Raw genomic sequence first — 18,543 nt, 5'->3', positions numbered from 1 at the left:
TCTTACCTATTTTACTTGCCTGCTTTTGGCATCTCTGCCAACCGTTGTTCCAAATAATGGATGTTGGTGCCACCTTCGATGAAGCGTGCGTCAACCATCAGCTCGCGGTGCAGCGGGATGTTGGTCGAAATGCCTTCAACGACCATTTCCGACAGCGCGATCTGCATGCGGCGGATAGCCTGCTCGCGGGTCGCGCCGTAGGTAATGACCTTGCCGATCATCGAATCGTAGTTCGGTGGTACAAAGTAACCCGCATAGGAGTGCGAGTCAACACGCACGCCTGGGCCGCCCGGTACGTGCCACGCGGTGATGCGGCCTGGCGACGGGGTGAACTTGAACGGGTCTTCGGCATTGATACGGCACTCGATGGCGTGGCCGGACAGCATCACGTCGCGCTGGCGGAAGCGCAGCTTCTCGCCGGAAGCGATGCGGATCTGTTCCTGCACGATGTCGATACCGGTGATCATTTCGGTCACCGGGTGCTCGACCTGCACGCGGGTGTTCATTTCGATGAAATAGAACTCGCCGTTCTCGTACAGGAATTCGAAGGTACCCGCACCGCGGTAGCCGATTTTGCGGCAAGCTTCGGCGCAGCGGTCGCCGATCTTTTCGATCAGCTTGCGCGGGATGCCCGGCGCCGGCGCTTCTTCGATCACTTTCTGGTGGCGGCGCTGCATGGAGCAGTCACGCTCGCCCAGCCAGACGGCGTTTTTGTGTTCGTCGGCGAGGATCTGGATTTCCACGTGGCGTGGGTTTTCCAGGTACTTCTCCATATACACTTCCGGATTGCCGAAGGCGGCGCCGGCTTCCGACTTGGTCATGGTGACCGCGTTCAGCAGGGCAGCTTCGGTGTGCACCACGCGCATGCCGCGGCCACCGCCGCCGCCAGCGGCCTTGATGATCACCGGATAGCCAACCTTGCGTGCGATCTGCACGATGGCTTTCGGATCATCCGGCAGGGCGCCGTCGGAACCTGGCACGCAAGGCACGCCGGCCTTGATCATCGCCTGCTTGGCCGACACTTTGTCGCCCATCATGCGGATCGATTCGGCGCGCGGGCCGATGAAGACGAAACCGGATTTTTCCACGCGCTCGGCGAAGTCCGCGTTCTCGGACAGGAAGCCGTAGCCCGGGTGGATCGCTTCCGCGTCGGTGACTTCGGCCGCGGAAATGATGGCCGGCATATTCAGGTAGGACTGGGCCGAAGGAGCAGGGCCGATGCAGACGGACTCGTCGGCCAGCTTCACGTACTTGGCGTCACGGTCGGCTTCGGAGTGCACGACCACAGTCTTGATGCCCAGTTCGCGGCACGCGCGCTGGATGCGCAGGGCGATTTCACCGCGATTGGCAATAAGGATTTTTTCAAACATGGCAGCTTCTATGTTTGTGAAAGGAGGAGAGATTGTGCTGGCTGCCGCAGTATCCACAGCAGCCATGGCCCGGCTTTAGCCGATCACAAACAGTGGCTGGCCGAATTCGACCGGTTGGCCGTTCTCGACCAGGATCTGGGTAATGGTGCCGGACTTGTCGGCATCGATCTCGTTCAGCAGCTTCATCGCTTCGATGATGCAGAGGGTGTCGCCTTCCTTCACGGTGGCGCCCACTTCAACAAAGGCTGGGTTGCCAGGCGCGGAAGCGCGGTAGAAAGTGCCCACCATTGGGGACTTCACAACGTGGCCGGTCGGCTCGGCGGCAGCTGGAGCGGCTGCGGCAGGCGCGGCAACCGGTGCTGCGACAGGAGCGGCAGCGGGTGCGTAATGGGTTGGCGCTTGCGGCGGCATCATCACGACCTGGTTTTGTGCCAGACCGCCGGACTTGACGATGCGAACCTTGCTTTCGCCTTCGGTCACTTCCAGTTCAGCGATGTCCGACTCTGCTACCAGGTCGATCAGCGTCTTCAGCTTGCGTAGATCCATGTTGTTGGCTCCCTTGTTCTATCTATTATGTTGACGGTTACATTGATGTCGCCTTATGGGCGGCATCGCGTTAGATGTGCGCAGATCGCGGTAGATTAACTGCTTTTTAAAGCAAAGTCGATGGCGAGACGATATCCGTCGATACCAAGCCCGCAGATCGTCCCCTGTGCGATTGCGCTGAGATAGGAATGGTGGCGGAACTCCTCCCGCCGATAAATATTCGAAATGTGCACTTCAATAAAAGGGATCGCTACGCCGGCCAGTGCATCGCGCAATGCGACGCTGGTGTGGGTATAGCCACCCGGGTTGATGACGATGAAATCCACGCCCTCGGTTCGGGCTGCGTGGATGCGGTCAATCAACGCTCCTTCGTGGTTGCTCTGGAAACAGGCGAGCTGTGCACCGGCTGTGTTGGCCTGTGCCTGCGCAGCCTGTTCAACGTCTGCCAGCGTGCTGGCGCCGTAGGTTTCAGGCTCGCGCGTCCCCAACAAATTCAGGTTGGGGCCATTAAGTAGCAGCAGGTTCGATGCCATGATTCCCTGACCATTTTCCGCGAAAGTTCCGCATTTTGCCGCCATCTACGAGCATTGGCAAGAGAAAATAACTTGTCGGAACTTAATAGAACGGTCGTTCGGCGGCGTTCTTCTGCTAGTTTAGTGCCGCCAGGTCGGCCTTCAGGTCGTCGAATTTCAGGCGTGCGAGGTAGGTCTTTTTGACTGTGCCGTCAGCGCCGATCAGGACGGTGAAGGGCAGCCCGCCTTGCGTGTTGCCGAACTGGCGCGACAGTTCGGTCCCGCTCATTCCTGCCACGTAAACAGGGTAGGCGACTTTCACTTTCTGTGTGAATTCTGCAATATTGGATGGCGAGTCAATGCCGATACCGATCACCTGGACCTTCTTGCCGAGCTCGGAATTTTGCAGTTCGGACAATTCCGGCATCTCTTCCACGCACGGCGCGCACCACGGCGCCCAGAAATTCACCAGCAGGTTCTTGCCTTTCCATTTCGACAGCGCTTCCTTGACGCCTTTATCATTTGGCAAGGACTCGGCCATCATGGCGGCCACCGGGCTGGTCACGCCGGCTGGCGCGGTGGTGGTGATCGGGGCTGGAGCGGGAGCTTGCTGGGTGTGGAGGAAGTACCAGGCGCCGGCACCGGCAAACAGGACGGCGGCCACGGCGTAGATTGCAAATTTTTTCATTATTGGGCTGGGTGGGAGCTATTGGTAAGGATGGTGCGCAATTCGGTGAGGTCGGCGCGCAGCAGCTTGTCGCCGCTTTTCTTTTTCGCGCCGCGCAGATCGTCCTGCTCATAGATTTCGACGTGCACGCCGACGTTCTTCCACATGAAGCTGGCCGTTTCAACATCTTCGAAACGGGGCCCTCGAAAATGGGGCGACTCGGAGATCTCGATTTGCAGGTTCTTGTTTAATAAATAGATTTCTACTTCCTTGGCGCTGTCGACGAATACTTGCAGGTGGATGTCGTCGTGCATGCCCGCCGTACCGTACAGGACGGAGCCGGTCAGGAAAGGTTGGTATTGTTCCAGCATTTCCATGACCTGCAAAGCCAGGCCGCGCAATCTGAATAAATGCGCCGGGTGGGTGTCGGCGTTATATAGAGCGTGGTATAGGCGGACTTCTTCTTCGATCTGTTCGTTGTCGGGCAGGATGTCGGACAGGTCGCGGGCTTGCGACTCGCCCAATATCTGGCGGGCGGCCTTGCGTTTGGCGCTGCCGTAGTCGGCGCCATCCTGCGCGATCATGCGGGCGGCGGCGGCGGCGATTTCGGTTTTGATCTCGGGGTTCATGGATGCATCATACCTAAAACCGGTAATTCGGGGTCTGACGGGGCGGCCATCTGACGCAGAGCCAGACCCCGAACGGTCTCGAAGCCGTGGGTTGGTTCTGTGCCCTTGACTTTTGAGAAGATCAACATCGCACAACCAAAACCGCCGACCAGGAGACCGTTGGGTGTCTGACCCTGCGGGTCAGACACCGGTTTACCGGTTTTAATCAGGTAAAATCCGGCTCTTGATTCTTTTCTATCTGCACCATGCACATCCACATCCTAGGCATCTGCGGCACCTTCATGGGCGGGCTTGCCGTCCTGGCAAAGGAAGCCGGCCACCGCGTAACGGGTTGCGACGCCAATGTCTATCCCCCGATGAGCACGCAGCTGGAAGCGCAGGGCATAGAACTGATCCAGGGTTTCGGCCCCGAGCAGGTAGAACTGAATCCCGACCTTTATGTCATCGGCAATGTCGTCTCGCGCGGCAATCCGCTGATCGAAGAGATCATGAACCGCAACCTGCCGATGATCTCCGGCCCGCAATGGATCGGTGACCACATCCTGAAGGACAAATGGGTCCTGTCGGTCGCAGGCACCCACGGCAAGACCACCACCTCGGCGATGGTGGCCTGGATCCTGGAACATGCCGGCTACGCGCCCGGCTTCCTGATCGGCGGCATCCCGCAGAACTTCGGCATATCGGCCCGCCTGACCGGCCCCGGCGCCGACTCCGAATTCTTCGTCATCGAAGCAGACGAATACGACACCGCCTTCTTCGACAAGCGCAGCAAGTTCGTGCACTACCACTCGAAGACGGCCATCCTGAACAACCTGGAATACGACCACGCCGACATCTTCCCGGACATCGGCGCCATCGAAACCCAGTTCCACCACCTGGTGCGCACCGTGCCGGGCATCGGCCGCGTGATCGCCAATGCCGACGAAGCGAGCCTGCAGCGCGTGCTGAAACGCGGTTGCTGGAGCGAGAAGGAAACCTTCGGCAGCGCAGAGGGCGCCGACTGGTCCATGGCTGAACATGCCGACGGCAGCTTCGACGTCATCTTCAAGGGCGCCAAGGCCGCCACTGTGAACTGGCAGCTGACCGGTAAACATAACCGCTCCAACGCGCTGGCCGCGATTGCCGCAGCCCGCCACGTGGGCGTGCCGATCGAGATCGCGGCCCAGGCGCTGGAAAGCTTCCAGAGCGTGAAACGCCGCATGGAAGTGCGCGGCACCGTTAACGGCGTGACCGTGTACGACGACTTCGCCCACCATCCAACCGCCATCGAAACCACCGTCGGCGGCCTGCGCCAGAAGATCGGCAGCAATGGCCGCATCCTGGCCGTGCTGGAGCCGCGCTCCAACACCATGAAGCTGGGCACCATGAAGGACGCGCTGCCCGGCAGCCTGAAAGAGGCCGACCTGGTATTCGGCTTTGGCAGCGAGCAAGCCCTGGGCTGGAAACTGGCTGAAGCCCTCTCGCCAATGGGCGAAATCGCCTCGGCCTACGAGGACCTGGACGGTATGGTGAAAGCTATTGTCGCGCAGGCCAGGCCGGGCGACCATATTATTGTGATGAGCAACGGCGGCTTCGGCGGCGTCCACCAGAAATTGCTGGAGGCGCTGAAGTAATGATTTTGTACCTGCATGGCTTCCGTTCTTCGCCGCAGTCGATGAAGGCGCGGCTGACCGGGGAGCGGATGGCGCAGCTTGGCCGCAGCGCGGAATTCATCTGCCCGCAGCTGCCGGCCAGCCCCAGGCGGGCAATGGAACTGGCCTTTGGCCTGGTGGCAGGCGTGCCGGCCGAAGAACTCACGATTGTCGGTTCCTCGCTGGGCGGCTACTACGCCACCTGGATGGCGGAAAAGCTTGGCTGCCGCGCCGTCCTGCTGAATCCCGCAGTGGTTGCGGCGCTTGACCTCGAAAAGCACGTTGGCGTCACGACCGCCTATCATTCGGACGAGCCGTTCGAATTCAAGCGTGAATATATAGAGGAGCTGCGCGCGCTGGCCGTGCCGAAGATTACGCAGCCGGAACGCTACTTCCTGGTTGCCTGCACCGGTGACGAAGTATTGGACTACCGCGACATGGTGGCGCACTATGCCGGCGCGAAGCAGAAGGTAGTGCAGGGCAGCGACCACGCCATCAGCGAGTACGCCGGCTACCTCGACGAGGTCCTCGAGTTTTGCGGCATCACGGGCGAGGCTCGATGAAAGGTCAATCGCTGCGCCAGGCCAACTGGCACGGTCACGTGCTCGCGACAAACGCCCCGCACCCCTACCGCCACTGGCTGACCGGCGGCGGCTCGCTGACCAATAAGCTGAAAGCGCACAGCAGCGCCTTCCGCGTGCAGTTGCTGCACCAGGACACGGCAATCTGCCTGGCAGATGAAGCCAACATCATCGGCTACCACCGCCCAGGCCGCGTCTGGGAGCGGGAGGTCTTGCTGCAGTGTGATAATACGCCTGTCGTCTTCGCCCATACCGTGGTGCCGATGTCGGCCGATGCCTCGGACTGGCCGCTGTTCAGCGCCCTGGGCGAACGTTCGCTCGGCAGTACACTGTTTGGCGACCCGCAGGTGCGGCGTGGCGAACTGGAATTTGCGCGGCTGCGCGCGACGCATCCGCTGGCCCGGCGTGCCCGCAGTGCCTTGGCGGCGCACGGCGCCGAGGTGCCGGATGAAGCTTTACTGTATGCACGGCGCTGCCTGTACCAGCGCCATGAAGGAACTTTGCTTGTGACCGAGGTATTCCTGCCGCCGGTGCTCAAGCTTGAACGGAATAATGTGAAATGAATGTATTTTTTGAAGAATCCGGCGATTTCAAAGTAGGCAGCGTGCTGTCGCAGGCGGGCGAAGCCTACCAGGTTGAAATGGCCAGCGGCAAGCGCAACAAGGTCAAGACCAAGGATGTCATGCTGCAGTTTGACAAGCCGTCGCCGGCCGAGCTGATGGAGCAGGCCAAGGCCATTGCCGCCGACGTCGACCTGGACTTCCTGTGGGAGGTGGCGGGCGAAGAGGAGTTCGGTTTTGCCGAACTGGGCGCCGAATACTTCGGCCACGCTCCGCAAGCGGCCGAAGCGGCCGGCCTGATCCTGAGCCTGCACTCGGCACCGATCTATTTCCACAAGAAGGGCCGCGGCCGCTATAAGAAAGCGCCCGAGCAGACCCTGAAGGCCGCCCTGGCCGGCATCGAGAAAAAGAAACAGCAAGCCATCATCCAGGGCCAGTACGCCGAGGAGCTGAAGGCTGGCACCCTGCCGGCATCGATGCAGAACATCGTCAACCAGCTGCTGTTCAAGCCGGACAAGAACACCATCGAATACAAGGCGCTGGAGCAGGCCGCCAACGAGGCCCACACCACGCCGGCGCGCCTGATGCTGTCGGCCGGCGGCATCAAGTCGCCGAAAGAGCTGCATATGGCCAAGTTCCTGTTCGAGAATTTCCCGAAAGGCCATGGCTTCCCCGAACTGCCGGTGCCTTCCGCTCCGGCCAAGCTGCCGCTGGCGGCGGTGGAAGCGTTCTCCATCGACGACGTGACCACCACCGAGATCGACGACGCTTTCTCCGTGGTGCACCAGCCGGACGGCAAGGTGCGCGTGGGCATCCACATCGCCGCCCCGGGCCTGGGCATCAAGCCGGACGACGCCATCGACAAGATCGCGCGCAGCCGCATGTCCACGGTCTATATGCCGGGCGATAAGATCACCATGCTGCCGGACAGCATCGTCGACGCTTTCACCCTGGCCGAGGGCAAGACTTGCCCGGCCCTGTCCCTGTATGCCGTGCTCGACCCGGCCGACTGGTCCGTGATCTCGACCGAGACGATAGCTGAACTGGTTCCGATCGCCAACAACCTGCGCCACAACACGCTGGACGAACTGGTCAACGAGGAAACCCTGGCCAGCGGCGCGGGCGACTACCCGCGCAAGGCCGAGCTGGCCTTGCTGTGGGGCTGGGCACAGCACCTGGAAGCAGGCCGCATGGTCAAGCGCGAAGCGTTCGGCCTGAAGCCGGAACAGAACAACCGCGTCGACTTCAACTTCTATGTGGAAGACGACGTCGTCACCATTTCCCGCCGCAAGCGCGGTGCGCCGCTGGACAAGATCGTGGCCGAGCTGATGATCTTTGCCAACTCCACCTGGGGCAAGCTGATGCACGACCATGGCGTGCCGGGCATTTACCGCACCCAGGGACAGGGCGTGGGCGGCTGGGCCGCCAAGATGCAGGTGCGCATGATGACGCAGGCGGCCCCGCACCAGGGCCTGGGCGTGGACCAGTACGCATGGTCGACTTCGCCGCTGCGCCGGTATACCGACCTGGTCAACCAATGGCAGATCCTGGCCTGCGCTTCGCACGGCGTGACCGCGCCGATGGTGGCGCCGTTCAAGCACAAGGACGCCAACCTGTTCGCCATCGTGTCGGCCTTCGATGCGGCCTACGCGGCCTATGCCGACTTCCAGTCGAATATGGAGCGTTACTGGTGCCTGAGATGGCTGGGCCAGGAAAATGCGAAGGAAGTGGAAGCCGTGGTGCTGAAGGATGAAGTCCTGCGCCTGGCCGACATCCCGCTGATCGTGCGCATGCCCGGCATGCCGTCTGTTGCACGCGGGTCACACGTGAAGCTGGACGTGCTGCGCTGGGACGAAGTCGACCTGGCCATCGAGACGCGCCTGCAGGAAGGCTCGATTACCCTGCCTTCCGAGCCCGAGGCGGAACTGGACGAGGAAGAGGCGCCAGCCGACCCGGCGCAGCCGACCGAGGCCGACGCAGAGGAAGCTTCGCTCGCCAGCGAGACGGTTGTTACCGAACCTGGCCCACAGTGAAGTAGAATTCAAGATTCTCTAAAGCATCATTTTTGATTCCAGCGCGTGAAGTATTTCAAAGAAAACCAGTTCCTTGTCATCGCCTCCGCAGTATCGGTGGGTTTCCACGCCGTGGCGCTGATGGTGCATTTCGTCGCCCCCAAAGATTTCAAGGTCGAGCCAACCGACCCCGGCCTTGAAGTCATCCTGGTCAATGCCAAGCATGCATCCAAGCCGCTGAAGGCCGATGCACTGGCGCAGGCCGACCTGGATGGCGGCGGCAATGCCGATGCCGGCCGTGCCAAATCCCCGCTGCCCGACATGCGCCGCATGGAAACCGGCGACAGCATCAAGGCCTCCCAGCGCTATATGCAGGAGCTGGAGGAGCGCCAGAAAAACCTGCTGAGCCAAGTCAGAAAGAGTCCTTTGTCCGCCCCGCCGGTGGCCGAAAAGAACCAGACCGACCCTAGCCGCACTGGCGCCGAGCTGATTGAAAGCAGCAAAGCCATCGCCCGCATGGAAGCGGAAATCACGCAAACCATCGACGACCAGAACAAGCGACCGAAAAAGACTTTCCTGTCGCCGAGCACGCAGGGCGTCGGCTACGCCATGTATTACAACGCCTTCCGTCGCCGCGTGGAGGATATCGGCACGCTCAATTTCCCGCAGAAGGATGGGCGCAAGCTGTACGGCGTGGTGGTGCTGAGCATTCCTATCTTCCAGGACGGCAGCGTCTATGAAAAGGAAGGCGGCACCGTGATCGAGCGCAGCTCCGGCAATCCGGATCTGGACAAGGCAGCGATCAGCATCGTGCGCCGCTCCGCGCCATTCGGCAAATTCCCGCCGAATATGCGCTCCAAGGACCGCGACGACCTGTGGGTGATCGTGCAGAAGTTCGTCTTTACGCGTGAAGAGAAGGTCGAGGTTTCCTACGGAAGCAACCAGTGATGGACAAGTACTGCGTCTTTGGCAACCCGATTGCCCACAGCAAGTCGCCTGAAATCCACGCGGCCTATGCGGCGCAGACTGGGCAGCAACTGAGTTACGAGAAATGGCTTGCGCCGCTGGACGGTTTCGGCGGCGCGGTCCGGGCCTTTATTGCCGCTGGCGGCAAGGGGGCCAACGTCACCGTGCCCTTCAAGCTGGAAGCGCACAAGCTGGCCACTTCGCTGACCGTGCGCGCCCAGGCTGCGGGCGCGGTAAATACCCTGGTGTTCGGCGCTGATGGCAGCATCACGGGCGACAACACCGACGGCGCCGGCCTGGTGGCCGACATCGTGCAGAACGCCGGCGTCGCGATTGCCGGCAAGCGCGTGCTCCTGCTTGGCGCAGGAGGCGCTGCGCGCGGCGTCGTGCTGCCCATCCTGGAACATCGTCCCGCTGCGCTGGTGATCGCCAACCGCACCGTTGCCACGGCCGAGGCCCTGGTCGAACAATTCGGCGCGCTGGCCGGGCCGGGCGTGTTGTCGGCCTGCGGCTTTGCCGACGTCCTGGGCGCATTCGACATCATCATCAACGCCACCTCCGCCAGCCTGAGCGCCGATCTTCCGCCCGTGCCGGCCACGGTCTTTGCGCCGGGTGCGCTGGCGCTGGACATGATGTACGGCGCCAGGCCGACCGTCTTCATGCAATTCGCCGCCAGCCACGGCGCCGTCGCGCGCGACGGCCTGGGCATGCTGGTCGAACAGGCCGCCGAAGCCTTCCAGGTCTGGCGTGGCGTGCGCCCTCGGACTGCCGAAGTGCTACAGCAGTTGCGCGCCAGGCTATGATCAGGAAGCTGAAGTGGTTCATCATCGTCCCGATCGCGATTTTCCTCGCGGTGCAGCTGTATTTCCTGGTGCAGATCTGGTGGTGGGTCGACCATAACCCGACCATGACGGCCTTCATGCGTGAGCAGCAGGCCGCTATGCAGGAGAAGGACCCGAAAGCGCGCGTGCAGCAGCAATGGGTCGGCTACCAGGCCATTTCCGCGAACCTGAAACGCGCGGTGATCGCTTCGGAGGATGCCAACTTCGCCGAGCATGAAGGCGTGGATTGGGAGGCGATGCAGAAAGCCTACGAGCATAACCAGGAAAAGAAGAAGGGCGCCAAGATCCACGGCGGCTCGACGATCACGCAGCAACTGGCCAAGAACCTGTTCCTGTCCGGCTCGCGCAGCTATCTGCGCAAAGGGCAGGAGCTGATCATCACTTATATGCTCGAGATGCTGATGGATAAGCGCCGCATCTTCGAGATCTATCTGAACGTGGCGGAGTTCGGGCGCGGCATCTACGGTGCGGAAGCGGCGGCGCGCCACTATTACCGGATTCCGGCGTCGAAGCTGGGGCCGGAACAGGCGGCGCGGCTGGCAGTCATGCTGCCGCGTCCTAAATACTATGATGCGCACCGCGAATCGGCCTATCTGGCGCGGCGTACCGGCATCATCATGCAACGAATGAATTCGGCGGATCTTCCATGAAAAAACATCAAGCGGGCATCAGCCTGGTCGCGGTGGCGGTCATTATGGGCGTGCTGGGCGCAGTGGCGGCATTTGCACTGATCTCGATGCGGCAGGAGCGCAACCTGTTTGCAGAAGGACTGAACAAGGTCGGCGCCAAGGCGGCCGAAGTGGCGGCGCCAGCGGTGGCATCGGTGACGCCGCCGCCGGCACCGATGCGCAAATGCGTCATCAACGGCAAGACCGTGATTTCCAACACCGAATGTGGTGAAAAAGGCAAAGTCATCGAGATCCACGACTCGCGCGGCATCGAGCCGCCGAAGGAGCCGCCCAAGCCGCCGCCGGAAGCGATGCCGAATGCCACAGACCGCGCCATTGAGCGGGCAACGCGCTAAAAATATGCCTCGGCGGGGTGGCAACCCGCCCCCCTTTGCGGGTACACTTGCGAAGTTTTTTAGAACCCGCGCTCTACATCCCCTGTCCGGCTGAGATTGCCTATGATCAATGTTTTCGTTTTACAAAATGGCCGGCTCAACCAGGTGCCTATTGAGACGCGCGAAGACCTTGAACAAGTGGCGCCGGTCTGGGTCGACCTGACTGATCCGACAGAAGACGAACGCGCCTGGGTCAAGTCCATCTACGGCGTCATCCTGCCAGGCGAAGACGAAGTCAAGGACATCGAAGCCTCCGCCCGTTACTACGAAGCGGAAAACGGCGACCTCCACCTGCGGACCGACTTCCTGCTGGAAGAAGACGAGGGCCCGTCGCGCGTGGTCACGGTGGCGTTCATCCTGGCCAAGAAAATGCTGTTCTCGGTACACACCGACGACCTGCCGGTATTCCGCCTGGTGCGCATGCGCGCCCGTTCGCGTCCCGGTTCGATCGCCGACTACATGGACGTGCTGCTGGACCTGTACGCCACCGACGCCGAGTATTCGGCAGATGCGCTGGAAGGCATCTACCAGAACCTGGAAGAAGTCTCGGGCCGCGTGCTGCAGGAAGAATTCACCGACAAGGACGCGGCCGACGCCCTGAGCGCCATCGCGCACGAGGAAGACTTGAACGGCCGCATCCGCCGCAACATGATGGACACGCGCCGCGCGGTCTCGTTCCTGATGCGCGGCCGCCTGCTCAATTCCGACCAGTTCGAGGAAGCACGCCAGATCCTGCGCGACATCGAATCGCTGGATGGCCACACTTCCTTCCTGTTCGACAAGATCAACTTCCTGATGGATGCCACCGTCGGCTTCATCAACATTAACCAGAATAAGATCATCAAGATCTTCTCGGTGGCTTCGGTGGCCTTCCTGCCGCCGACCCTGATCGCCTCGGTGTACGGCATGAATTTCGACTTCATGCCCGAACTGAAATGGCACCTGGGCTACCCTTGGGCCTGGGGCCTGATGATTGTCAGTGCTGCCGCGCCATTGATGTATTTCCGCCGCCGCGGCTGGCTGCGTTGATGTAAAGCAACATATTTATTTGCTAAGCCCTGTTTGAAAGGTAGAATTTCGCCGCGACTCCCGGTTGCGCGAAATTCCAACGATACGAAAGGGCTGAGATGAGATTCGGATTTGGGCTGCTGCTTGCCGTTGCCGCAGGCTGGCTGGCAGGTTGCGCCACCCCGCCTCAAGCTCCGGTCTCGATGGCTTACAGGCCATTTGCCGAGCCGGGACTGCGCATCGGCGTCGCGATGAGCAAATTGCCCAAGGCTGACACCAGTTTCCCAGGTGCCGAATGGCCGCTGTGCCATGCTGCCGCCGCGCTGGCAAACGCCAAGCTGACGGCCCACGCGCGGACCTTGCCGACGGATGACCTGGCCGGCCTGAAGGATGACATCGCCGCAGTGTTGAAACTGAAGGGCCAGGTGCCTGTCGTGATCGACGAGCCGATTGTGGTGGGCCAATTGCCCAAGGCCGGCAGCACAGTGCGCAACGCGGCGCCCAGGGATTACTCCTCGCTCCAATCGCAGTACCAGCTGGACAAGCTGCTGGTGGTGGAGTTGGCGGAAGTAGGCATCACGCGCGCATACTCCTCGTACATTCCCGCTGGCGAACCCAAAGGAGTCGTCCGCGGCATGTTCTACATGGTCGACTTCAGGGACGGTTCCTACGAGTGGTATGTGCCGCTGCTGCAGCAAAAGAGCGCGCAGGGCAACTGGGACGAAGCGCCGGCCTTCCCTGGCTTGAGCAATGCCTATTTCCAGGCGATCGAAGCGGCCCGCCAGGCCATCCTCCAGCCGCTGGCCAACTAAGACAATGACCCGCCATCGTTACATTGCCCTGGCCGTACTGCTGGCTTGCCTGCCGGCGGCGAAGGCGGCCGAATCCGCGCAGGCCGATGCCCTCTGGTCGCTCAGTTTGCCGGCCGAGGAAAAAGTCGCCTTCCACGGCCAGGTCAATTTTGACAAGGCCGGCCAGGCGCCGGGCACCATGCTGTATCCGACGCCCGGCCTGGCCGGTTTTATCATGGCCCTGGCGACGCACGCGGCGGTGGTCAAGGGCCAGATGAAAGAGCAGCGCAGCGAGATCGAAGCTGAGGCGGACCGGATCCTGGTGCCTTTCAGGAAGACCCTGAATACCTTCAGCCATGCCGAGCTGGCTGAGCGTGCTTTTCCTGCGGCGACGGGCGTATCCTGGCTCGGCAGCAATGAGCGGCCGCAGTCAGGACTGCTCATTGCCAGCTCACCGGTGTTTTACATGACGCAGGACCAGAGCGCGCTGATCGTCGACAATACCGTGTCGGTGTTTCAGGCGGGAAGCGAGCAGCCGGTCTACACCAACACGGTGCGGGTCGTGTCGCGAGCCGTTGAAGTGGAGAACGAGGCTGTATTCTGGCAACGCGACGGCGGCCAGCGGCTGCGGGAGGTCAGCGCTGGACTGTTCCGCGCATCAGTCGAGATTGCGCGGGCGCATGCGTTCGTGCCTGTCGCACCGAACGCCGGCGCCGAGCGCACCTTCCGCTACCTGGAAGGGAAGAATGAGGCAGTCGAACGCGCTGTACCGGTCAGCGAGCATTGCGGCCGTGCGCTGGTCAGGAACTTGCGTGGCTGGCTGATGTCGATTCCGCTCAAGCGCGTGCGCGCGTCAGCGCCCGAGTGCGCTGGGCCGGCCGGGCCGCCAGCGCTGTAGCGCAGCGGACCCGGCTCAGTGCAGCCGCGCGCCCAGCGCCTCGACGAATTTTGCAGGGTCGTCCACGCCAAGCACGATGTGGGTGGCAGCCCGGTCGCCGCCCAAGAGTGTTGGCAGCGCGGTACCGGGCCGCAGCGTGATTTCCACATTCATCGCACCCTGGTGGCGGAAATAGCGCTTGCCAGGCAGGCGCCGCTCCGGATGCGGCACGCGCGCGACTGAGACGATCGCGGCATACGGGACGACGGCATCGGCGGCCAGCGCGCCGCAGCGCAGGTGCAAATCGGCAGCGCCAAGCGACACTGGCCGCGCCAGGGTGGCGCGATAGTCGGCCAGCAAATAGAGCAGGCCCCAGGCAGTCAACGCCGTAGCGACCCAGGCGGCAGCCGGAGACCATAGGAAGTGCAGCAGCAAATGCGCGACGGGGATGTCGAATGCCATCAGCCAGATCCACGCAAGCTGGTTGCTCGCGTTGCCGCCTGCACGGGCCGTCGAAAAATGCTGTTCGCCTTCAAATACGGGCGCCGTGCGCATGAACAGGGCGTAATACCAGATGCGTGCTTCGAACTCCATCAGGCGGCCCGTGGTGCCTTTGCCAAAGCGGCGCCGGATAGCACGCGCCAGGACGCGGTCTGGATTGGCGTCGGCCTGCAGGGCGCGACGAATTCCCAGCAGCAGCCAGGCTGCGAGGGCTATTTCCGCCATGGCGAGCAGCCCAGGCAGTGCCATGCGCAAGCGGTCAATCTCGCGCCATGCCAGCTTGGATGCATCGGGGATGGCGAAACTGCCGAACGCCAGCCCCAGCAACAACATGGCGGCACATTTCCTGAGCCAATCCTTCCAGGCGGGCCGGCAAATCAGCAAATATGCAACAGGGAATGTAACCAAAAGGTCCAGTAGCAGCGGCCACTCCGGATGACCCAAGGGGTTGCCCTGTGTCCGGTAAAGGACGAAATGACCGCCCAGGGCGCCTGCGAATAACAGTGAAAACCAGTTGTTCCTGCTCCAGCTGCGAACCATTGCATGCTCCAGTACTTGTACTTGTCAATCATATACAGCATTCGGGCCACATATTGACACGAAAGTATCTTCGTCACATTCTTTCGTTTCACAATCCACATTTACCCCGGAGGCTGAATGGCTGAGGTCGATTTGTCGCCAGCATCGCAAGCGATGCTGGCGCTGCGCGACCAGGTGATCGACGCCTGGCGCGAGGTAGCGCGGGAGACCTTGTGCAAGGCCGGCGAGCTGCCCGACCCGATCTTGCTGAATACCCTGCCGACTTTTTACGAGCACCTGGCACGCCTGCTGACGCACGAGTATTACCAGGCCAGCGGCGTCGACGTGGCGGTGATCGCGCAGGAGCATGGCGGCGAGCGCGCGCGCCTGAGCGGCTACGACACCACCACCCTGATCCGCGAATACCAGCTGTTCCGGCAAGTGCTGTTCAAGATGCTGCACCTGCACAGCGTGGTGCTGACCCATGATCAGCGCGAAGCGATTGCCACCTCGATCGACAGCGCCATCCGCGAAAGCGTGACGGCCTTCGCCCTGATCCAGTCAGCGCTGCGCGAGCAGTTCATTGCCGCGCTGACGCATGACCTGCGCACACCACTGTCGACCGTCAGCGTGGCGGCGCAAGTTATCGAAAGCAAGGCGCCGACTGACGACATCCGCAGGTTGGCCGAGCGCATCGCGGTGAACGCGCAGCGCATCGAAGCAATGACGCGCGACCTGCTGGACTGCATGGTGTTCGAAGGCGGGCAACGCTTGCCGCTGCACCTGGAGGAGTTCGACCTTGCCTTGCTGGCCTACGAGGTTGCGCAGCAAACCATGGAGCGCAGCGCAGTGCAGGTGCAGGTGGAATTCGAGTCGGCAGTGGGGCAATGGTGCCGCGCCTCGCTGCAGCGCGCGCTGGAGAACCTGCTGGGCAATGCCATCAAGTATCGCAAGCCGGGTACGCCGGTCCTGATCCGGGTCGCCTGCCATGGCGAGCGCGTGCAACTGTCCGTGCACAACGACGGCGAGCCGATTCCTGCCGAAGAGCTGGAATCGATCTTCCAGGTCTATCGCCGCGCGCGCGGGGGCAAATGCTCCAAGGATGGCTGGGGAGTAGGGCTGCCCTATGCGCGCCGCGTGGCCGAGAGCCACGGCGGCAGCATCATCGTCACCAGTTCGGCGGCGCTGGGCACCACCTTCCGGATCGACATCCCGATGGACGCGCGGCCTTTCAGCTGCGCACCAGTAGTGAATTAAAAGTCGGGGTCAGGTCTGGCAATCCGCCACATTTTTCGCAAAGCGAAAAATGTGGCGGATTGCCAGACCTGACCCCGACTTTTTAAAGCGTAGCGAAGACTTTTTTCGCGGCGGCGATGGTGGCGTCGATCACGGCGTCGTCGTGCTGGGCGCTGACGAAGCCGGCTTCGAAGGCGGCCGGGGCGAAGTAGACGCCTTCGTCCAGCATCTTGTGGAAGAAGACGTTGAACTTCTCGCGGTCGCCGGCCATCATTTCGGCGTAGTTGTTGGGCGGCGTGGCGCTGAAGTAGAGGCCGAACATGCCGCCTTCGGCATCGGCGCAGAAGGTGACGCCGGCTTCTTTCGCGGCGGCGCTCAGGCCGTCGGCCAGGCGGCGCGCGCTGCGGGCCAGGCCCTGGTAGAAGCCGGGCTGCTGGATCAGTTTCAAAGTGGTCATGCCGGCCGCCACGGCAACCGGGTTGCCCGACAGGGTGCCGGCCTGGTACACCGCGCCCACCGGCGACATCTTCGACATCAGTTCTTTCGAGCCGCCAAAGGCTGCCACCGGCAGGCCGCCGCCAATCACCTTGCCCAGCGCGGTCAGGTCGGGCTTGATGCCATACAGTTCCTGCGCGCCGCCGAGGCCGACGCGGAAGCCGCACATCACTTCGTCGAAGATCAGGATGGCGCCATGCTCGGTGCACAGTTCGCGCAGCGCGCCCAGGAATTCCGGGGTGCCCTTGATCAGGTTCATGTTGCCGGCCACCGGTTCCACGATGACGCAGGCGATCTCATTGCCGTACTCGTCGAACGCGGCGCGGATGGCGTCCACGTTGTTGTAGTCGAGCACCAGGGTGTGCTTGACGAAGTCTTCCGGCACGCCGGCCGAGGTCGGGTTGCCGAAGGTGAGCAGGCCGCTGCCGGCTTTCACCAGCAGGGAGTCGGCGTGGCCGTGGTAGCAGCCTTCGAACTTGACGATCTTGTCGCGGCCGGTGGCGCCGCGCGCCAGGCGCAGGGCGCTCATGGTCGCTTCGGTGCCGGAGGAGACCAGGCGCACCTGTTCGATCGACGGCAGCAGGCGGCAGATTTCTTCCGCCATCTCGATTTCAGCTTCGGTGGGGGCGCCGAAGGACAGCCCGCGCGTGGCGGCATCCTGCACCGCCTTCACCACTTCCGGATGGGCGTGGCCGACGATAGCCGGGCCCCAGGAGCCGATGTAGTCGATGTAGCGCTTGCCGTCCGCATCCCAGAAGTAGGGGCCTTCGGCGCGGGTGATGAAGCGCGGCGTGCCGCCCACGGAACGGAAGGCGCGCACCGGCGAATTGACGCCGCCCGGGGTGGATTTCTGGGCGCGTTCGAACAGGATGTCGTTTTTCGAAGTAGTCATGGCTTGAAGAATCGATTGGGGACAAAGCGCCCCATGCCATAGCGCTGGGCATGGAGCAAGGTCTGGTAGGTGTATTGTTCGGCGCGCTCCACGGCTTCCGGCACGGCCAGGCCGTGCGCCAGCCAGGCGGCGATGGCGGCCGACAGGGTGCCGCCGGCGCCCACGAAGGGGCCCGGCAGGTGCTGCCATTTGTCGTGGCGCAGCACGCCTTCGGCGCTGTACAGGGTATTGGCGCGCTGCCCGCCGCCGGCGTTGGTGCCGGTGACCAGCACGTATTCGCAGCCGAGGTCGATCAGGTGCTCGGCGTCGTCGGCCATGGTTTCGCCGTTGCCCAGGTCGCGCCAGGTTTCGGCCATGCGCGCCAGTTCGACTTCCGACAGCATCAGCAGCGTGCCCTGCGGCACCAGCAGCTGGCGCAACACGGTCAGCAGCTCTTCGGGATCGTCTTCGTCGCCCGGCGGCGGCAACTGGCTGCCGAAGGGGTCGAGCACCAGCGGCGCGTCGGGATAGTCGGAGACGATTTCGGCCAGGGTGGAGACATGTTCCAGGTGGTCCAGCGCGCCCACCTTGAAGGCTTGCACCGGCACGTCTTCCAGCACCATGCGGGCCTGGTCGGCCACCCAGTCGGGATCGACATGCTGCTGGTCTTCGACGCGCGCGCTGTCGCCCACCAGCAGGGCGGTGGTGGCGGACAGGCCGCGGCAGCCGAGGGCATGGAAAACAGCCAGGTCGGCATGCACGCCCACCGCTCCGACCGGATCGGCCACGCCAAATGTCAGGATCAAGGGAGATGTTTGGTTTTGCACGGCGGTTAGATTAAGATACCTAATTCAGCATTTTACTTT

Annotated in this window: 20 protein-coding genes; 12 read left to right on the top strand and 8 right to left on the bottom strand. The window is 62.3% G+C overall.

The genetic code is table 11. The features are described from left to right. Nucleotides 1-11 precede the first annotated feature (11 nt). The 5 genes from accC to ACN9MW_RS27390 all read right to left on the bottom strand — a co-directional run bounded on the left by accC (nucleotide 12) and on the right by ACN9MW_RS27390 (nucleotide 3,724). Nucleotides 12-1,370, bottom strand: coding sequence for an acetyl-CoA carboxylase biotin carboxylase subunit (gene accC, locus ACN9MW_RS27410; protein WP_426164844.1), 1,359 nt, complete (start codon nucleotides 1,368-1,370; stop codon nucleotides 12-14). Nucleotides 1,371-1,445: 75 nt separating this feature from the next. Beyond that, nucleotides 1,446-1,916, bottom strand: a complete 471-nt coding sequence (gene accB / locus ACN9MW_RS27405) for an acetyl-CoA carboxylase biotin carboxyl carrier protein (RefSeq protein ID WP_426164842.1) — start codon at nucleotides 1,914-1,916, stop codon at nucleotides 1,446-1,448. A 95-nt stretch (nucleotides 1,917-2,011) separates the two neighbouring features. After that, nucleotides 2,012-2,449, bottom strand: a complete 438-nt coding sequence (gene aroQ / locus ACN9MW_RS27400) for a type II 3-dehydroquinate dehydratase (RefSeq protein WP_426164840.1) — start codon at nucleotides 2,447-2,449, stop codon at nucleotides 2,012-2,014. Nucleotides 2,450-2,564: 115 nt separating this feature from the next. After that, entirely contained in the window at nucleotides 2,565-3,116 is a 552-nt protein-coding gene (locus ACN9MW_RS27395; RefSeq protein ID WP_426164838.1) for a redoxin family protein, read from the bottom strand. After that, the gene (locus ACN9MW_RS27390; protein WP_426164836.1) at nucleotides 3,116-3,724 is read right to left on the bottom strand and encodes a hypothetical protein; all 609 of its coding nucleotides are present in this window, start codon (nucleotides 3,722-3,724) and stop codon (nucleotides 3,116-3,118) included. The genes ACN9MW_RS27395 and ACN9MW_RS27390 overlap by 1 nt, the downstream gene beginning before the upstream one ends. Before the next feature lie 281 nt (nucleotides 3,725-4,005). On the opposite strand from ACN9MW_RS27390, the gene mpl reads away from it, so the two are divergent. From mpl to ACN9MW_RS27335, 11 genes are all read left to right on the top strand, one after another. Then, nucleotides 4,006-5,337 carry a UDP-N-acetylmuramate:L-alanyl-gamma-D-glutamyl-meso-diaminopimelate ligase gene (mpl, locus tag ACN9MW_RS27385; protein ID WP_426172321.1) on the top strand — a complete coding sequence of 444 codons (1,332 nt, stop codon included), beginning with the start codon at nucleotides 4,006-4,008 and terminating at the stop codon, nucleotides 5,335-5,337. Continuing rightward, entirely contained in the window at nucleotides 5,337-5,918 is a 582-nt protein-coding gene (locus tag ACN9MW_RS27380; RefSeq protein ID WP_426164834.1) for a YqiA/YcfP family alpha/beta fold hydrolase, read from the top strand. Before mpl ends, ACN9MW_RS27380 begins: the two co-directional genes overlap by 1 nt. Further along, nucleotides 5,915-6,499, top strand: a complete 585-nt coding sequence (locus ACN9MW_RS27375) for a chorismate--pyruvate lyase family protein (protein ID WP_426164832.1) — start codon at nucleotides 5,915-5,917, stop codon at nucleotides 6,497-6,499. The genes ACN9MW_RS27380 and ACN9MW_RS27375 overlap by 4 nt, the downstream gene beginning before the upstream one ends. Next, a complete protein-coding gene (locus tag ACN9MW_RS27370) occupies nucleotides 6,496-8,529 on the top strand; it encodes an RNB domain-containing ribonuclease (RefSeq protein WP_426164830.1) in 2,034 nt (677 codons plus the stop codon). Before ACN9MW_RS27375 ends, ACN9MW_RS27370 begins: the two co-directional genes overlap by 4 nt. Nucleotides 8,530-8,574: 45 nt before the next feature. Continuing rightward, a complete protein-coding gene (locus tag ACN9MW_RS27365; protein ID WP_426164828.1) occupies nucleotides 8,575-9,456 on the top strand; it encodes an energy transducer TonB in 882 nt (293 codons plus the stop codon). Further along, nucleotides 9,456-10,277 carry a shikimate dehydrogenase gene (gene aroE, locus ACN9MW_RS27360; RefSeq protein ID WP_426164826.1) on the top strand — a complete coding sequence of 274 codons (822 nt, stop codon included), beginning with the start codon at nucleotides 9,456-9,458 and terminating at the stop codon, nucleotides 10,275-10,277. The genes ACN9MW_RS27365 and aroE overlap by 1 nt, the downstream gene beginning before the upstream one ends. Next, nucleotides 10,274-10,966 carry a monofunctional biosynthetic peptidoglycan transglycosylase gene (mtgA, locus tag ACN9MW_RS27355; protein WP_426164824.1) on the top strand — a complete coding sequence of 231 codons (693 nt, stop codon included), beginning with the start codon at nucleotides 10,274-10,276 and terminating at the stop codon, nucleotides 10,964-10,966. The genes aroE and mtgA overlap by 4 nt, the downstream gene beginning before the upstream one ends. Continuing rightward, entirely contained in the window at nucleotides 10,963-11,340 is a 378-nt protein-coding gene (locus ACN9MW_RS27350; RefSeq protein ID WP_426164822.1) for a DUF4124 domain-containing protein, read from the top strand. The genes mtgA and ACN9MW_RS27350 overlap by 4 nt, the downstream gene beginning before the upstream one ends. Nucleotides 11,341-11,442: 102 nt before the next feature. After that, nucleotides 11,443-12,408, top strand: coding sequence for a magnesium/cobalt transporter CorA (corA, locus tag ACN9MW_RS27345; protein WP_426164820.1), 966 nt, complete (start codon nucleotides 11,443-11,445; stop codon nucleotides 12,406-12,408). Nucleotides 12,409-12,506: 98 nt separating this feature from the next. Beyond that, the gene (locus tag ACN9MW_RS27340) at nucleotides 12,507-13,199 is read left to right on the top strand and encodes a hypothetical protein (protein ID WP_426164818.1); all 693 of its coding nucleotides are present in this window, start codon (nucleotides 12,507-12,509) and stop codon (nucleotides 13,197-13,199) included. Nucleotides 13,200-13,203: 4 nt separating this feature from the next. Continuing rightward, nucleotides 13,204-14,076, top strand: a complete 873-nt coding sequence (locus tag ACN9MW_RS27335) for a hypothetical protein (protein ID WP_426164816.1) — start codon at nucleotides 13,204-13,206, stop codon at nucleotides 14,074-14,076. Nucleotides 14,077-14,091: 15 nt separating this feature from the next. On the opposite strand, the gene ACN9MW_RS27330 is transcribed toward ACN9MW_RS27335, so the two are convergent. Then, a complete protein-coding gene (locus ACN9MW_RS27330) occupies nucleotides 14,092-14,889 on the bottom strand; it encodes a hypothetical protein (RefSeq protein WP_426164814.1) in 798 nt (265 codons plus the stop codon). 324 nt (nucleotides 14,890-15,213) lie between these two features. Between ACN9MW_RS27330 and ACN9MW_RS27325 the strand changes: the two genes are divergently transcribed. Beyond that, on the top strand, nucleotides 15,214-16,332 hold the full coding sequence (locus ACN9MW_RS27325) for an ATP-binding protein (RefSeq protein ID WP_426164812.1): 1,119 nt from the start codon (nucleotides 15,214-15,216) through the stop codon (nucleotides 16,330-16,332). A gap of 82 nt (nucleotides 16,333-16,414) precedes the next feature. Here the strand turns inward: ACN9MW_RS27325 and hemL are convergent, their stop codons facing one another. Both hemL and thiD read right to left on the bottom strand, forming a co-directional pair. Then, nucleotides 16,415-17,698, bottom strand: a complete 1,284-nt coding sequence (gene hemL / locus ACN9MW_RS27320; protein ID WP_426164810.1) for a glutamate-1-semialdehyde 2,1-aminomutase — start codon at nucleotides 17,696-17,698, stop codon at nucleotides 16,415-16,417. Next, nucleotides 17,695-18,504, bottom strand: coding sequence for a bifunctional hydroxymethylpyrimidine kinase/phosphomethylpyrimidine kinase (gene thiD, locus ACN9MW_RS27315; RefSeq protein WP_426164808.1), 810 nt, complete (start codon nucleotides 18,502-18,504; stop codon nucleotides 17,695-17,697). The genes hemL and thiD overlap by 4 nt, the downstream gene beginning before the upstream one ends. Nucleotides 18,505-18,543 lie beyond the last annotated feature (39 nt).

The sequence above is a fragment of the Pseudoduganella sp. R-34 genome (assembly GCF_049904655.1).
Classification (GTDB): Bacteria; Pseudomonadota; Gammaproteobacteria; order Burkholderiales; family Burkholderiaceae_D; genus Rugamonas.
The sequence above is the reverse complement of the archived record's forward strand: the minus strand, read 5'-3'. Positions and strand labels throughout refer to the sequence as shown.

Bases quoted from the DNA above. Each gene is read 5' to 3' on its own strand.
- ACN9MW_RS27395 (WP_426164838.1), bottom strand. From the start codon at position 3,116: ATGAAAAAATTTGCAATCTACGCCGTGGCCGCCGTCCTGTTTGCCGGT.
- ACN9MW_RS27390 (WP_426164836.1), bottom strand. From the start codon at position 3,724: ATGAACCCCGAGATCAAAACCGAAATCGCCGCCGCCGCCGCCCGCATG.
- ACN9MW_RS27350 (WP_426164822.1), top strand. From the start codon at position 10,963: ATGAAAAAACATCAAGCGGGCATCAGCCTGGTCGCGGTGGCGGTCATT.
- hemL (WP_426164810.1), bottom strand. From the start codon at position 17,698: ATGACTACTTCGAAAAACGACATCCTGTTCGAACGCGCCCAGAAATCC.
- ACN9MW_RS27335 (WP_426164816.1), top strand. From the start codon at position 13,204: ATGACCCGCCATCGTTACATTGCCCTGGCCGTACTGCTGGCTTGCCTG.
- aroQ (WP_426164840.1), bottom strand. From the start codon at position 2,449: ATGGCATCGAACCTGCTGCTACTTAATGGCCCCAACCTGAATTTGTTG.
- ACN9MW_RS27375 (WP_426164832.1), top strand. From the start codon at position 5,915: ATGAAAGGTCAATCGCTGCGCCAGGCCAACTGGCACGGTCACGTGCTC.
- ACN9MW_RS27370 (WP_426164830.1), top strand. From the start codon at position 6,496: ATGAATGTATTTTTTGAAGAATCCGGCGATTTCAAAGTAGGCAGCGTG.
- mpl (WP_426172321.1), top strand. From the start codon at position 4,006: ATGGGCGGGCTTGCCGTCCTGGCAAAGGAAGCCGGCCACCGCGTAACG.
- corA (WP_426164820.1), top strand. From the start codon at position 11,443: ATGATCAATGTTTTCGTTTTACAAAATGGCCGGCTCAACCAGGTGCCT.
- accC (WP_426164844.1), bottom strand. From the start codon at position 1,370: ATGTTTGAAAAAATCCTTATTGCCAATCGCGGTGAAATCGCCCTGCGC.
- accB (WP_426164842.1), bottom strand. From the start codon at position 1,916: ATGGATCTACGCAAGCTGAAGACGCTGATCGACCTGGTAGCAGAGTCG.
- ACN9MW_RS27325 (WP_426164812.1), top strand. From the start codon at position 15,214: ATGGCTGAGGTCGATTTGTCGCCAGCATCGCAAGCGATGCTGGCGCTG.
- ACN9MW_RS27380 (WP_426164834.1), top strand. From the start codon at position 5,337: ATGATTTTGTACCTGCATGGCTTCCGTTCTTCGCCGCAGTCGATGAAG.
- aroE (WP_426164826.1), top strand. From the start codon at position 9,456: ATGGACAAGTACTGCGTCTTTGGCAACCCGATTGCCCACAGCAAGTCG.
- ACN9MW_RS27340 (WP_426164818.1), top strand. From the start codon at position 12,507: ATGAGATTCGGATTTGGGCTGCTGCTTGCCGTTGCCGCAGGCTGGCTG.
- ACN9MW_RS27330 (WP_426164814.1), bottom strand. From the start codon at position 14,889: ATGTTGTTGCTGGGGCTGGCGTTCGGCAGTTTCGCCATCCCCGATGCA.
- mtgA (WP_426164824.1), top strand. From the start codon at position 10,274: ATGATCAGGAAGCTGAAGTGGTTCATCATCGTCCCGATCGCGATTTTC.